Source organism: Streptomyces sp. NPDC053079 (assembly GCF_044546695.1).
Classification (GTDB): domain Bacteria; phylum Actinomycetota; class Actinomycetes; order Streptomycetales; family Streptomycetaceae; genus Streptomyces.
On sequence record NZ_JBITZJ010000001.1, the window covers coordinates 1,601,513 to 1,615,824 of the forward strand.

The following is a 14,312-nucleotide window of genomic DNA, read 5'->3' on the forward strand; positions in this document are numbered from 1 at the left end:
TCCTTTCTCTTTCCGCCGTTCCGCCTCCTGCGCACCCACCCTTGCGGGTTCCGCCCCGTGCCCGCCCTTTTCCTCCGTGCTTCCGCGCAGCGCCACTTCCCCGACGAGCCCTTCGACGACGAGGACGCCCGCATGACGACCACCCACCCCTCTGCGATCCGGCTGACCCGCGACAACGCGATCGCGCACTACTACCAGGGCCTCGAACTCGCGGCCGCCACCATCCGCGCCGAACGCGCCGAACGCGCCGAACATGCAGAACGTGCCGGGCAGGGCGAGGGCCCGCAGGGCTCCTTCAGCCCCGCCTTCACCCTGCCGCCCCTGACCCCGGAGCTGACCGCCTACTTCGGCACGTCCGGCATGTCGATGCAGGACCTGGCAACCCACCGGGGACGCCGGCTGCTCTTCCTCGACCTGATGGGCAACCCGGGCACCCTGACCACCAAGACCTTCGCCTCCCTGGTGATGGTGGCCCGCGCCGTCGAGCACATCCGCACCACCGGTGAGCGGATCCTCATCCTCACCCCGACCTCCGGCAACAAGGGCACCGCCCTGCGCGACGCCGTCGCCCGGGCCCACGCCCACGGCCTGGTCGGCGCCGACCAGCTGCGCATCGTCACGGTCGTTCCCCGGCAGTCACTGACCAAGCTGCGCGAGAGCGCCCTGTCCGCGGACGAGGACACCCGGCGCGCCAACCCCGTCGCCCTGGCCGACGTCGACAGCCCGGCCGCGGTGAAGGACCTGGCCTCCCAGGCGGCGGCCCTGGCCCGCCAGGCCGGCCTCGAAGAAGGAGGGTGGCGGCTGTGGTACTCGCTGGACCTGGACAACTACCGGCTCGCCGACGCCGCCCGCGCCTTCGTCGAGGCCGACGCCTTCCCCCTCGAGGCCGACGGCGCCCCCCGGCTGCACGCCCACGCCGTCTCCAGCGCCTACGGCCTGCTCGGCTACCACCTGGGCCACCGCACGCTCACCTCACAGACCGTGCCCGGCCTGCCCGTGCCCGCCCGGCACCCCGGGTTCTTCCTCATCCAGCAACTGGCCACCCCCGACATGGTGCTCAGCCTCCTCAAGGGCTCGCCCGCGCACGAACTGCTGCCGCCCTACGCCCTCGACCCCACCACCGGGCTCTACCACCGCGGCGACGACGACGGCGCCTTCCCGGCCGTCACCCACGACCCCAACGAGCAGATCGACCCCACCTTCTACACCCGGGCCCCCGTCACCTCCGCCCAGGTCAACGAGCTGATCGGCCGTCACGGCGGCGGGGGCATCGTGGTCTCCCTCCACGAATGCCTCGCCTTCTACCCCCGGCTGCGCCGCCTTCTTGCCCCCCTGGGCCACGAACTGCCCGCCGACCCCCGCGACCTGCGGGAGTGGTCGCTGGTCAAGGCGGTCACCGGCGTCCATCTCGCCATCGAGCGTGATCTTGTCCCCGAGCACGCCGAGATCGTCATCCACGGCTCGGGGCTCTACACCGACCGTCTCCTCGCACCCCTGCCGCAGGCGCACACCACCCAGGTGAGCACCGCGGGCGATGTGAGCCGGTTGCTGCTGGCGGCGGCCTCCGCCTGAGACCGCCGCCGGCAGCCCCCTCTCCCCACCCCCCCCACCCCCCTTTTTTCCGTTATCGAAGCATTGCGAGGAAACCCCAGATGACCATGTACAAGACCCTCGTCCACTCCAAGATCCACCGCGCCCGGGTGACCGCGGCCGACCTGCACTACGTCGGCAGCATCACCATCGACGCCGACCTCCTCGACGAAGCCGGCATCAGCGACTTCGAGCGGGTCCAGGTCGTCGACGTCACCAACGGCGCCCGCCTGGAGACCTACGCCATCCCCGGTGAGCGGGGCAGCGGCACGATCCAGCTCAACGGCGCCGCGGCCCACCTGGTGGACGTGGACGACATCGTCATCATCATGGCCTACGCCCAGGTGCCCGAGCCGCTTCCGGCCGGCTGGCACCCCGTCGTCCTGCTGATGGACGAGAACACCAACCAGGTGCGCGAGATCGTGCGCGGCCGCGAGCACACCGAAGCGATGCCGACCCGCTGACCCTGACGGCACCCCCACTACCCCCCCCCTTTCTCCGGGCTGGGCACGACGCCCGGCCCGGGGCAGGGGGCGGCCCCCTGCACCCACTTGAGGAGAGTCCCGTGCCCCTGGCAGCCACCGCGGCGGGCCGATACGTCCGGCCGTTGCGCGCGCGGGCCGGCTACGCCTGGCGTCATCTGGAGAACCCGCTGGTCAACACGGTCCGGGCCTGGGCGCAGGACCGCAGCGCGAACACCACGCTGTGGGTCTGCCGCACCGCCGGCGGCCTGACCCTGGCCTACGCGGGCGTCGGCGACGGCCTGACCTACCTCACCGCGTTCCTGCAGGACCGGGCCCTGAGCCTCCCGGGCGCCACGGGCCCGGCCACCACCCACGTGCTGCGGGTGGCGCGGCCCCAGGTACTGACGGCGTGTGAGCGCCTGGGCGCGGACCTGGTCCTGGTCGGCGGTTCACCGGCCACGGTGGCCCGCCTGCCGCGCGAGCGTTCCTTCGTCCTGCCCTTCCGCGTCCACCAGGTGGTGCGCACGGATGACGGGCAAGGCTGGCGCGGGCGCGTCTCGGCCTCCGAGCGCCGCCAGCACCAGCGCAACGTCCGCCGGTACGGCTACCGGCTCGAAGTCTCCCGCAGCGCCGCCGACTTCGCCTACTTCTACGACCGCATGCACGCGCCCACCATGCGCGAGCGGCACGGCGGGTCCGCCCGCAGCATGGACCGGGACACCGCCTACCACAGCCTCTTTTGCCCCGGCGGCCTGCTGTTCTTCGTCCACGACGGCCACCAGCGCGTCGCGGGGGCCCTGGCCGCCGTCGACCGGGACAGGCGGCGCCTGACCGGCCGGCTCATCGGAGTGCTGGACGGCGAGGACCAGCACCGCCGCCAGGGCGCCCTGGCAGCCGTCTACCACCTGCAACTGCAATGGGCGGCGGCCAAGGGCATCGACTGCGTCGACCTTTCGGGAAGCGAGCCGTTCCTGTCCAAGGGCACCTGGCAGTTCAAACGGAAACTGGGCGCCGCCGTCGTGCCGCCGCCCGACCTGCACCGCGAACGACGGCTGTGGCTGCACGTCGCCCACGACACCCCCCAGGTCCGTGACTTCCTGCACCGCAACCCCCTGCTGGCCGTGCACGGCCCCCACACCTTCGAAGCCCTCTACTTCCACGACGAGGCCAGGCCGCCCCTGACCGACTCCCTCGCCGCCACCTGCCCCGGCCTGACCGGCATCCGCCTGGTCGACCTGGACGGCCTGTGCGACGCCGACGCCCCCGCGGAGACGACGTGAGACCACCCAGCAACCCCCGCACACCCCCCGCGCCCTGGCGCCCCGTCATGCCCGACGCCGACGCCGCGGACCTGCTGCTGCACGAGATGCGGGGCGTGCCCTTCGTCCGCTCCTCCCACGTCCCCTTGCACCCCATCGCCGTCCCCCGGCCATGGATGGCAGAACTCCACCAGGCCTCCCGCGACCTCCTGGCCATCCTCCACACCACCTTGCGCGCCCACGCCACCACCCCCGAGGGCCAGATCGCCGCACTGGGCCAGAGCACCCGCTCCCACCCCTACTTCGCCGACCCCGGCACCGAAGCCGAGTGGGCCACCTCCATCGCCCGGCCCGACGTCGTCTTCAGCGGCGGCACACCACGCTTTTTGGAATTCAACATCGGCGGCGCCGTCGGCGGCGTGGTCACCACCGACCAGATCCTCACCGTCTACGACCGCCTCTACCGCCACCGGCCCGTCCCCTACACCACCCCCCGGCCCTTCGCCGTGCGGGCCGACCTCTACGAGCGGGCCGCCCGCAGCCTCGGACGGCGCCCCGGCGTCGCGATCCTCGGCTCGAGCCGGGAATCGGGCTTCGCCGACGACCGCTACTTCCGCCTGGAAGTCGACTACCTGCGCCACCGGCGCGCCATCCCCGCGCAATTCTTCGAACCCGAAGACCTCCTCGACGGCCTGGGCGAGGGCCTCCCGCGCTACCCGGTGGGCCTGCGCCACCTGATGATCGACGCCTGGCACGAGCTGGGCATCGACCCCGCCCCCCTGGGCCAGGCGCAGCGCCGCGGCTGCCTGATGCTCGCGCCGCAGAGCGCCTTCCTCATCTCCAACAAGCTCGTCCTGGCCTGGGCCTCGGCCGGCGGCCCCTGGCTGAGCAGCCGCCAGCGCGAGGTGATCGACCGCTACCTGCCGTGGACCCGCGTCGTGCGGGAGGGCCCCGTCGACCACCACGGCCGCCGCCAGGACCTGCCCGCCCTGCTCAGGGCCGAACAGCGGCGCCTGGTCCTCAAACCGTCCGCCGGCAACTGCGGCACCGCCGTGTCCATCGGCGCCCGCCTGGAGCCGGCCGCCTGGAACGCGCAGTGCGAGCGCGCCCTGCGGGAGGGCACCTGGGTGGTGCAGGAATACGTCGAACCCGACCGCTTCCCCTGCCGCTTCTGGGACCGCTCGGCCGCCCGTACGGCCGAGCACCACGTGGCACCGGTCATCAGCCCCCTGCTCTTCGACGGCCGCCCGGGCGGCTGCTTCGCCCGGCACGACCCCTTCGACCGGACCGGAGTGATCTCCACGACCTTCACCGGGGCCTCCTTCAACGCGGTGGTCGGCACATGAGCCCGAGCTACCCGCCGCACCCCCCCGCGCCGGCGCGGGTGCCGCTGCGCGTGGGCGTGCTGATCCTGCCCACCGGCCCATGGCGCGAGAGCGAACACGCCTGGCGCCTGGCGGAAGACCTCGGCCTCGCCCACGCCTGGACCTTCGACCACATCGCCTGGCGCGACCTGAGCGACGCCCCCTGGTACGCGGCCGTCCCCACCCTGGCCGCCGCCGCACGGGCCACCTCCCGCATCGCCCTGGGCACGCTCGTCAGCTCACCCAACTTCCGCCACCCCGTCACCCTCGCCAAAGACTTCATCGCCCTCGACGACCTCTCCGACGGCCGCATGGTGCTCGGCCTGGGCGCCGGCGCGCCCGCCGGCACCGACGCCACCGTCCTGGGCCCCGGCGTCGAGGACCCCCGCCTGCGCCACGAGCGTTTCGCCGAGTTCGTCGAGCTGACCGACCGCCTCCTGACCCAGCACCGCACCACCCACCACGGCCGCCACTACACCGCACAGGACGCCCGCATGACACCCGGCTGCCGCCAGCAGCCGCGCATGCCCCTGGCGGTGGCCGCGGCCGGCCCCCGCGCCCTGCGCGTGGCGGCCCGGCACGCCGACATCTGGGTGACCAACGGCCACTCACCCGGCGGCGGACGCCTGGCACCCGTCGCCGAGGACACCACCTTGGCCCGGCAGATCACCGCCTTCACCCGCGCCTGCGCACACGAGGACCGCCCGCCCTCCGCCATGCGCCGCCTGCTCCTCGACGTCAACCGCGCCGAGCCCCCGCTGCGCTCGGCCGCCGCCTTCGAGGAACGGGCCCACCGCTGCGCCGCGCTGGGCTTCACCGACCTCGTCATCCCCTTCCCGCGCACCCAAGCGCCCTTCAAGGCCGACCTGCGGGTCCTGGAACGCATCGCCTGCCAGGTCCTGCCGCACCTGCCCCCGCCGGCCCCCCTTCCGCAACTCCCGCCCGTGAAAGGCACCCCATGATCGTCAAGGGCATCGACCACCTCCACCTGCACGCCGAGGACTGCTTCGCCCAGGCCGCCCTCCTGAGCGACGCCTACGGCTTCACCCTGACCGCCCGCACCGCACCCGAAGCCCCCCACCAGGCCGCCCTCGTGACCCAGGGCAGCATCCGGCTGCTCATCAGCTCCGCCCCCCACGGGCCCGCACGGGACTTCGTCACCCGGCACGGCGACGGCGTCGCCGACATCGCCCTGAGCGTCGACGACGCCGCCCACGCCTTCCGCACCCTGACCGCCCGCGGCGCCGAGCCCCTCAGCGCCCCCATGCGGCTGCCCGGCAAAACCGTCGCCCGCATCCGCGCCTTCGGCGACGTCACCCACTCCCTGATCGAACGCGACGACCCCACCGACCCCCTGCCCCCCACCGAACACACCCTGCACCCCACCACACACACCCACCCCACCACCCCCCTGCTGCACACCGTGGACCACCTCGCCATCTGCCTGCCCCACGGCCACCTCGCCACCACCGCCGACCACTACCGCCACGCCCTGGGCTTCGACGTCACCTACGAGGAGTACGTCACCGTCGGCGGCCAGGCCATGGACTCCAAGGTCGTCCAGGACCCTGCCGGCCACCTCGTCCTGACCCTCATCGAACCCGACCCCCGGCGCGAACCAGGCCAGATCGACCGCTTCCTCACCGACCACGGTGGCCCCGGCGTCCAGCACATCGCCTTCCGTACCGACGACATCGCCCACGCCGCCGACACCCTGCGCTCCAGTGGCGTGGACTTCCTGGCCACCCCCCACACCTACTACGACACCCTCGAACAGCGCGTCGGCCCCCTGCACCCGCCCCTGGACACCCAAGCCCTGCGCTCCCGCTCACTCCTGGCCGACCAGGACCGCTGGGGCCGCCTCTTCCAGATCTTCACCCGCTCCACCCACCCCCGCCGCACCCTCTTCTTCGAACTCATCCAGCGCGACCGCGCCAAAACCTTCGGCAGCGGCAACATCCGCGCCCTCTACGAAGCCGTACGCCGCACCGAAACCCCCCACCCCGCCCCCGCCACCACCGGCGGAGCCTGACATGCAACCCCTCCGGGTCCAGGACTACGAGAGCCTCGCCCACACCCGCCTGCCCCGCGCCGCATGGGACTTCATCGCCGGCGGCAGCGGCGACGAAATCACCCTCCGCGAGAACACCGCCGCCCTCAAACGCCTGCGCCTGCGCCCCAACGTCCTGACCGGCACCGGCACACCCGACACCACCACCACCGTCCTGGGCACCACCCTGGCCACCCCCATCGCCGTCGCCCCCGTCGCCTACCACACCCTGGCCCACCCCGAAGGAGAGATCGCCACCGCCCGGGCCGCAGCCGACACCGGCGCCCTCACCATCCTCAGCACCTTCTCCGGACACAGCCTGGAAGCCACAGCACAAGCCGCCAACGGCCCCCTGTGGCTCCAGCTCTACTGCTTCCGCGACCGCCACCTCACCCAGATGCTCGTACACCGCGCCCAACAGGCCGGCTACACCGCCCTGGTCCTCACCGTCGACACCCCCGTCCTCGGCCGCCGCTACCGCGACGCACGCAACGCCTTCGCCCTGCCCCCCGGCATCCACCCCGGCAACTTCACCCCCGACACCCACACCGGCCTCCGCCAAGCCTCCCCGGGCCACTCCGCGATCGCCCAGCACACCACCGACACCCTCGAACCCGCCCTGGCCTGGTCCGACATCGCCTGGCTGCGCCGCATCACCGACCTGCCGATCGTCCTCAAAGGCGTCCTGGCCCCCGCCGACGCCGCCCGCGCGGCCACCGAAGGCATCGACGCCGTGATCGTCTCCAACCACGGCGGCCGCCAGCTCGACACCACCGCCGCCACCATCGACCTCCTGCCCGACGTTGCGCAGGCGGCCGGCGAACGCTGCGAAGTGCTCTTCGACGGCGGAGTACGCGATGGCACCGACGCCCTCAAGGCCCTCGCCCTCGGCGCCCGCGCCGTCCTGATCGGCCGCCCCGTCCTGTGGTCCCTGGCCGTGGGCGGACACCAAGCCGTCCGTCACCTGCTGACCCTGCTGACCTCGGAACTGGCCGACGCCATGGCCCTGTGCGGCCGCCCCACCCTCGCCGACCTCGACCCCACCCTCCTCGCCCCCCACCCCCCGGCAGCCGCCCTACCCGCCACCACCCGGCAGGAGGCCCCGTGACCACCGGCCCCCACCCCTTCACCCTCGACAAAGCCACCCTCCACCCCTCGCTGTGCGACCCGCTGCTCGACGTGATGAACTTCCTCAACGAGATCGTCGACCGCTTCCCCCACGCGATCTCCTTCGCCCCCGGACGCCCCCACGAAGGCCTGTTCACCCCCGGCGACACCGAACGCCTCATCACCCGCTACCGCCAGTACCTGCGCGACGAACGCGGGCTGAGCGAGGAACAGATCACCACCACCCTCCTGCAGTACGGGCCGACCAGCGGCATCATCCGCGAACTCCTCGTGCGCACCCTGCACAACGACGAAGGCATCCACGCCCGCCCCGACGACGTCGTCATCACCGTCGGATTCCAGGAAGCCCTCTTCACCACCCTGCGCGCCCTCTTCGCCGGCCCCGACGACGTCCTGCTCGTCCCCGAACCCTGCTACACCGGCGTCACCGGCGCCGCCGCCGTCCTCGGCATCCCCCTCCAGCCCGTCCCCGAAGGGCAAAACGGCCTGGATGCGGACGCGGTGGCCCGGGCCGCCGACGCCGCACGCGAGGCCGGCAAACGCCCCCGCGCCTGCTATGCGGTGCCCGACTTCGCCAACCCCTCCGGCCACACCCTGACCCTGACCGACCGCCACCGCCTGCTGGCCGTCGCCCACCACCACGACCTGCTCCTCCTGGAGGACAACCCCTACGGCTTCTTCACCCGCGACGGCCACCGCCACCCCACACTGCACAGCCTGGACACCCGCGGCCACGTCATCTACCTCGGCTCGTTCGCCAAGTCCTGCTTCCCCGGCGCCCGCGTCGGCTACGTCGTGGCCGGCCAGCCGGTACACGACGTAGCCACCGGCACCAGCACCCCGCTCGCCGCGGAACTGGCCAAGATCAAAAGCATGATCACGGTCAACACCCCCGCCGTCAGCCAGGCCGTGATCGGCGGCATGCTCGTCGAACACGACTGCAGCCTGGCCACCGCCAACGACCCCGCGGCCCGCTTCTACCGCCGCAACATGGACGTGCTGCTCGACGCACTCGCCACCGCCCTGCCCGACGCCGCACAGCGCGGCGTGCGCTGGAACAACCCCGGCGGCGGATTCTTCGCCTGCCTCGAGGTGCCCTTCACCGCCGACGAGGCCCTGCTGGAAATCTCCGCCGAACGCTTCGGCGTGATCTGGACCCCCATGAGCTCCTTCCACACCGGCCCCGGCGGCCGCAACGCCCTGCGCCTGTCCATCAGCTACCTCGACCCCCACCAGATCCGCGACGGCGTACGCCGCCTCGCCCGCCTGATCACCTGGCGCCTGGCCCACCCCACCCCCACCCCCACCCCCACTCTCAAGGAGGCCGCACAGTGAAGCTCCACGACCAGTGGGAGAACCTGCCCGCCGCCCACCGCACCCGGTTCCTCAACACCCGCATCGCCGCCACCGACCAGTGGCCCGCCCACGAACTGCCCGGCTGGCAACAGCCCTGGCAGCCCCTGCGCCCCCTGATCCTGACCGAAGACGCCGCGAGCGCGCTCGGCCGCCTGGCCGCCCGCATGATCCACCTCGCCGTCGACGCCTGCCTGCGCCGCGCCCGCACCGCCGGCGACCTCTACGACCTCCTGCGCTACCCCCGCCGGCTGCCCCTGCTCGACCGCGACCGGCCGCTGGACCACGCCGAACTCACCGCCTGCGCCCGCCCCGACATCCTCCTGAGCGACGGCACCCCCCGCTTCCTCGAGCTCAACATCAGCACCGCGGTCGCGGCCACCCGCGCCGTCGACGTCCTGGCCGCCGCCTACCACGACCTGTGGGACGGCCCCCACCTCATCCCCCCGCCCTCCGTCATCGAAGCCCGCTCCGCCCACCTGGCCGCGACACTGCCCCACCCCGACGACGGACCGCCACGCCTGCTCATCCCGACCTGGACGGCCGGCGGCCGCCTCCCGGGCCTGGACGGCGAAGCGGCACTACGCGCCTACCTGCGCCCCTCGGCCGACAGCGCCACCCGCGCCGGCCTGCGCGTCATCCAGGCAAGCCTGTCCGAACTGCGCACCGACCACACCGCACTCCTCTACGCCGGCACCGACCGCGTGGACGCGATGCTGTGCCCCTTCCTCAGCGACGAGGTCAGCGACGACAACGGCGGCCTGGCCGCGATAGCCCGCGCCCAGAGCGCCGGCACCGTCCGCCTCTTCCAAAGTGACGCCACCAGCCTGCTCTCCGCCAAGGCCGTCCTGGCCTGGATCCACCAGGACATCGACCTGCTCGACCCCGCCGACCGCCAACTGGTCCGCGACCACCTGCCGTTCACCCTCCACCTGCCACGCCACCACAGCGCCGCCCAACGCCGCGCCCCGCTCTCGCACGCCGCCCAGGCCCGCGAACGCCTCGTCCTCAAACCCTCCTGCGGCCACGGCGGCCACGGCGTGGTCTTCGGCCGCGACCTCAGCCCCACCCAGTGGCTGCGCATCCTGCACGAAGAACTCGAACACGACGACGTCGTCCTGCAAGAACTCGTCGACGCCGACACCCTGCGGATGCCGTTCTTCTCACCCGCAGCGGACCGCGTGCACCACGAAGACGTCGCCTTCGTGCTGTCCCCCTACCTGATCGGCGGCCGCTCCTGCGGCCTGCTCGTACGCCACGACGCCCCCACCCGCACCACGAACAGCGCCGCCGAGAGCGCCTTGAACCCCATCAACATGGCCAACTCGGCCTTCTGCAACACCGCGATGCTCATCCGGCCACCCCACGCGGCCCCCACCGCGACCCCGTGACCGACCCCTTCCCGCACCACCACCCCCCGGCCCGGGGCCCGACCCCGCACAAGGAGTCCCACACGTGACCGACCCCCGCCCCCTCCACCCCACCACCACCCCGACTGTCGTCCTGCTCGAAGCACCGCCCACCGGAGCGGGCGAAGCCGCCGTACGCCTCATCCGCGAAAGAGGCCACCAGCCGCTGGTCCTCACCCACCCCGATGGGCGCATGCCCGCCGCCGGCGCCGCCCGGCTGCGCGAGGCGGGCGCACAGATCCACCACTGCCGCACCGACGACACCGACGCCGTGACCGCCCACTGCCGCACCATCGATCACCTGGCCGCCCTCACCACCCTCTACGAGTTCTCCGTCCAGGTCGCCGCCGATGCCGCCGCCCGCCTCCACCTGCCCGGCCCCGACCCCCACGCCGTACGCCGCTGCCGCTCCAAAGCACTGCTGCGCACCACCTTGGAGCCCCACCCCGGCCTCAACGCCGCCTTCGGACGCGCCGAGACGCCCCAGGAGGCGCTCGCCCACGCCGAACGGATCGGCTACCCCGTCGTCGTCAAGGCCACCACCCTCGCCGGCAGCGCCCACATCACCTTGTGCGCCACCCCCGACGACGTCGTCCGCGACGCCGGCCGCATCCTGTCCCTGGCCGACTACCTCGGCTTCGAAGTGCCCCGGGAAGTCCTCGTCGAGGAGTACCTCGCCGGCGAGGAATTCTCGGTGGAGATCTTCCACGGCCGGGGGATCGGCGTGAACGCCAAGCTCCTGGGCCCGCCACCGCACTTCATCGAGCTCGGACACCACTACCCGGCACAGATCCCCGCCCCCCTGGCCGCCGAACTCCTGCGCACCGCCGAACGGGCCGTGGCCGCCACCGGCCTGACCTGGGGCCCGGCCCACGTGGAGCTGCGCTGCCGCTTCGGCCGCAGCCAGCCGCGCGTGGTCGAGATCAACCCCCGCGTCGCCGGCGACCGCATCGCCGAACTGGTCCGCCTCGCCGACGGCGTCGACCTCTTCGGCGCCCAGCTCGACGCCCTCCTGGGCCGGCGGCCCGACGTACGCCCCAGGGCCCTGGGCGGCGCCGCCGTACGGTTCATCCCCTCACCCGGCCACGGCGTCATCACCCACCTCACCGACCCCGCCCACCTCGCCGCCCTGCCCGGCGTACGGGAGGTCCGCTTCCAGCGCGCCGTCGGCGACCGCGCCCCGCGCATGCTCTCCAACCTCGAGCGGCTGGGCCACGTCATCGCCACCGGAACCGACACCGCCCAGGCCGTCGAACGCGCCCAGGAAGCGCTGGGCCACTGCACCGTCCAGGTCACCGACCCCACTCCCACGAAAGGCCCCTGAAGGCGATGCCCCACCCGCCCCACCCGGCCCGTACAGCCCCTGGCCGTATCGGGCCCCGGCGCCTGCCCACGGAGTTCTGGTGGCTGTGGGGCGGCGCGTTCGTCAACCGGGCCTGCGGATTCCTGCTGCCCTTCCTGCTCCTGTACCTCACCGGCGCCCGCGGCCTCGACCTGGCGGACGCCGCACTGCTCACCGCCTGCTACGGCGCCGGCAACCTGCTGAGCCAGCCCCTGGGCGGCCACCTCGCCGACACCGCCGGGCGGCGCGCCACCGCGGTTGGCGGACTTGTGGCCACCGCCGTCCTGGTCCTGGCCATGGTCACCGTGCCCGCCCCCGCCCTGCCGGCCGTCCTGGTCCTGCTGGGGCTGGCCGGCGACCTCTTCCGCCCCGCGACCGGCGCGCTGATCGGCGACATCGTCCCCGGCCGGGACCGGCCTGTGGCCTTCTCCCTGATGTTCTGGGCGGTCAACCTCGCCTTCGCCCTCTCGGGCATGCTCGCCGGATACCTGGCCGCCCGCTCCTACCGGCTGCTGTTCTGCGTGGACGCGGCGGCCACCGCCCTGTACGCCCTGGGCCTGGCCTACGGCTGGCGCCACCTGCCGCGCCACCGGCCCAAGCCCCCGGCCGGCCCCGGCGGGGGATACCGCGCCCTGCTCACCGACCGCCTCTTCCTCGCCTTCTGCCTCCTGGGACTTGCGCAGTCACTGATCTACATGCAGGCCTTCTCCACCCTCCCCCTGACCGTCCGCGACCACGACCTGCCCCAGAGCGCCTACGGGCTCCTGCTGACCGTCAACGGCCTGGTGATCGTGCTGGTCCAGCCCCTGCTCTTCCGCCGCCTCAAAGCCGTAGGGGGCCCGGGCCGCTGCCGCCTGCTGGCCCTGTCCCAGCTGCTGCTGGGACTCGGCTTCGGCGCCACCGCACTGTGCCGCTCCACGACCGAACTCGCCCTGAGCGTCACCCTGTGGACGCTGGGGGAGATCCTGTGCGCCTCCTACCTCCTGGCCACCGTCGCCGACCTCGCCCCCGCCCACCTGCGCGGCCGCTACGCCGGCTTCTACGGCTTCGCGACCGCCCTGGGCACGGCGGCCGGCCCGCCGGCGGGCACCGCCCTCTACCTGAGGGCCGGCCCCACCGCCCTGTGGGGCACCTGCCTGTTCCTGGCCACCGCCGCCGCCCTGGGCCACCTGGCCATCGGCCCCCGCTGCACCACCCGCACCACCGCCGCGGCCCAAAAGCCCACCTTTCGAACGGAGCGCAGTCCATGACACCCGCCACCCCCACCCCGCACGGGCAGTTCCGCCGCTGCGCGGGGAAGTTCGCCACCGGGGTCGCCGTCGTGCTGTCGCCGGGGGCCGGGCAGCCGGCGGGCATGACGGTCAACTCCTTCACGCCCGTTTCCCTGGACCCCCTGATCGTCCTGGTCTCGCTGGGCCACGGCACCCGCACCCTGGCCGCGATCGCCCGTGACGGCCGTTTCAGCATCAGCGTCCTGCACACGGGCCACACCGGCCTCGCCACCGCCCTGGCCGCCCCCGGCGCGCCCTTGCCCGGTTCCTCCCTCTCCCGCAGCCAGGACGGCCATCTGCTCGTACCGGATGCCCTGGCCACCATGACCTGCCGCCTCACCCGCCTGATCCCCGTCGGGGACCACGTCCTGGTCCTGGGCGCGGTCGCATCGCATGCCACCGGCGGCGGTGAGCACCTGCTCTTCCTGGAAGGGGCCTTGCTGGGCTCGGGCCGGTGCGCCCCCGCCTCCTGATGCCGGCCGCGGTGAGGTGCCGTAAAGGTGTTCAGTGCGGTTTGGGCAGGGAGCGCAGGTGCCGCATCTGGGCGTGGCTGAGGTCCTGCACCCGTCGCATGTGCTCGGTGATCACCTCGAGTTCGTCCTCGGTGTGGCTCTCGAGGAGCGCGTGCCAGGCGGGGCCGAGGTCGTCCCAGACCGCGGTGACCCGGGCGATGCGCTCGGGCACCGGGGTGACCAGGACCCGGCGGCGGTCCTGCCGGTCGGGTGTGCGGACCACGTAGCCGTCGCGTTCGAGCCGGTCCACCAGGCGGGTGGCCGATCCTGTGGTCAGGCCGGTCAGGTCGGCGATCTGCCGGACGGTGAGCGGCTCGGGTTCGGCCGTCAGCAGGCTCAGGCACTGCATGTCCGTCGGATGCAGGCCGAGGTGATCGGCGACAGCCTGGTTGAAGAGCGCGTACGCCGCCAGGTAGCGGCGGGACTCAGACGACAACTCCTCATACAGCCGGGCCCGGCGCGGGTCTGTCACGTGGATCACACTCCCTATCGCTGCGCGGCGCAGCAATTCCTCGTAGTCTGCTGCGTGACGCATCAACTGCGTCACGCAGCAATTCTACTCCTGGGGAG

At 73.0% G+C, this 14,312-nt stretch carries 13 protein-coding genes; 12 read left to right on the top strand and 1 reads right to left on the bottom strand.

Features of this window, described 5'->3' with window-relative positions:
* Positions 1-57 precede the first annotated feature (57 nt).
* The 12 genes from ACIGXW_RS06955 (at position 58) to ACIGXW_RS07010 (ending at position 13,703) form a co-directional block, all read left to right on the top strand.
* Positions 58-1,572 carry a DUF6002 family protein gene (locus tag ACIGXW_RS06955; protein WP_399570669.1) on the top strand — a complete coding sequence of 505 codons (1,515 nt, stop codon included), beginning with the start codon at positions 58-60 and terminating at the stop codon, positions 1,570-1,572.
* 86 nt (positions 1,573-1,658) lie between these two features.
* A complete protein-coding gene (gene panD, locus ACIGXW_RS06960) occupies positions 1,659-2,054 on the top strand; it encodes an aspartate 1-decarboxylase (protein WP_071962977.1) in 396 nt (131 codons plus the stop codon).
* A gap of 101 nt (positions 2,055-2,155) precedes the next feature.
* Complete coding sequence (locus ACIGXW_RS06965) at positions 2,156-3,334, top strand: GNAT family N-acetyltransferase (RefSeq protein WP_399570671.1); 1,179 nt, start codon at positions 2,156-2,158, stop codon at positions 3,332-3,334.
* Positions 3,331-4,659, top strand: a complete 1,329-nt coding sequence (locus tag ACIGXW_RS06970; RefSeq protein WP_399570674.1) for a hypothetical protein — start codon at positions 3,331-3,333, stop codon at positions 4,657-4,659. The genes ACIGXW_RS06965 and ACIGXW_RS06970 overlap by 4 nt, the downstream gene beginning before the upstream one ends.
* Positions 4,656-5,639 carry an LLM class flavin-dependent oxidoreductase gene (locus tag ACIGXW_RS06975; protein WP_399570677.1) on the top strand — a complete coding sequence of 328 codons (984 nt, stop codon included), beginning with the start codon at positions 4,656-4,658 and terminating at the stop codon, positions 5,637-5,639. Before ACIGXW_RS06970 ends, ACIGXW_RS06975 begins: the two co-directional genes overlap by 4 nt.
* Positions 5,636-6,709, top strand: a complete 1,074-nt coding sequence (gene hppD / locus ACIGXW_RS06980; RefSeq protein WP_399570679.1) for a 4-hydroxyphenylpyruvate dioxygenase — start codon at positions 5,636-5,638, stop codon at positions 6,707-6,709. Before ACIGXW_RS06975 ends, hppD begins: the two co-directional genes overlap by 4 nt.
* 1 nt (position 6,710) lies before the next feature.
* Positions 6,711-7,835, top strand: coding sequence for an alpha-hydroxy acid oxidase (locus tag ACIGXW_RS06985; RefSeq protein ID WP_399570681.1), 1,125 nt, complete (start codon positions 6,711-6,713; stop codon positions 7,833-7,835).
* The gene (locus ACIGXW_RS06990; RefSeq protein WP_399570683.1) at positions 7,832-9,190 is read left to right on the top strand and encodes a PLP-dependent aminotransferase family protein; all 1,359 of its coding nucleotides are present in this window, start codon (positions 7,832-7,834) and stop codon (positions 9,188-9,190) included. Before ACIGXW_RS06985 ends, ACIGXW_RS06990 begins: the two co-directional genes overlap by 4 nt.
* A complete protein-coding gene (locus ACIGXW_RS06995) occupies positions 9,187-10,599 on the top strand; it encodes a hypothetical protein (RefSeq protein ID WP_399570685.1) in 1,413 nt (470 codons plus the stop codon). The genes ACIGXW_RS06990 and ACIGXW_RS06995 overlap by 4 nt, the downstream gene beginning before the upstream one ends.
* Before the next feature lie 64 nt (positions 10,600-10,663).
* Positions 10,664-11,941 (top strand): ATP-grasp domain-containing protein, encoded by a 1,278-nt coding sequence (locus tag ACIGXW_RS07000; RefSeq protein ID WP_399570687.1) that lies wholly within the window; start codon positions 10,664-10,666, stop codon positions 11,939-11,941.
* A gap of 5 nt (positions 11,942-11,946) precedes the next feature.
* Positions 11,947-13,209, top strand: coding sequence for an MFS transporter (locus ACIGXW_RS07005; protein ID WP_399570689.1), 1,263 nt, complete (start codon positions 11,947-11,949; stop codon positions 13,207-13,209).
* A complete protein-coding gene (locus ACIGXW_RS07010; RefSeq protein WP_399570691.1) occupies positions 13,206-13,703 on the top strand; it encodes a flavin reductase family protein in 498 nt (165 codons plus the stop codon). Before ACIGXW_RS07005 ends, ACIGXW_RS07010 begins: the two co-directional genes overlap by 4 nt.
* 31 nt (positions 13,704-13,734) lie before the next feature.
* Here ACIGXW_RS07010 and ACIGXW_RS07015 read toward each other — a convergent pair whose 3' ends face one another.
* Positions 13,735-14,223, bottom strand: a complete 489-nt coding sequence (locus tag ACIGXW_RS07015) for a MarR family winged helix-turn-helix transcriptional regulator (protein ID WP_399570854.1) — start codon at positions 14,221-14,223, stop codon at positions 13,735-13,737.
* Positions 14,224-14,312 lie beyond the last annotated feature (89 nt).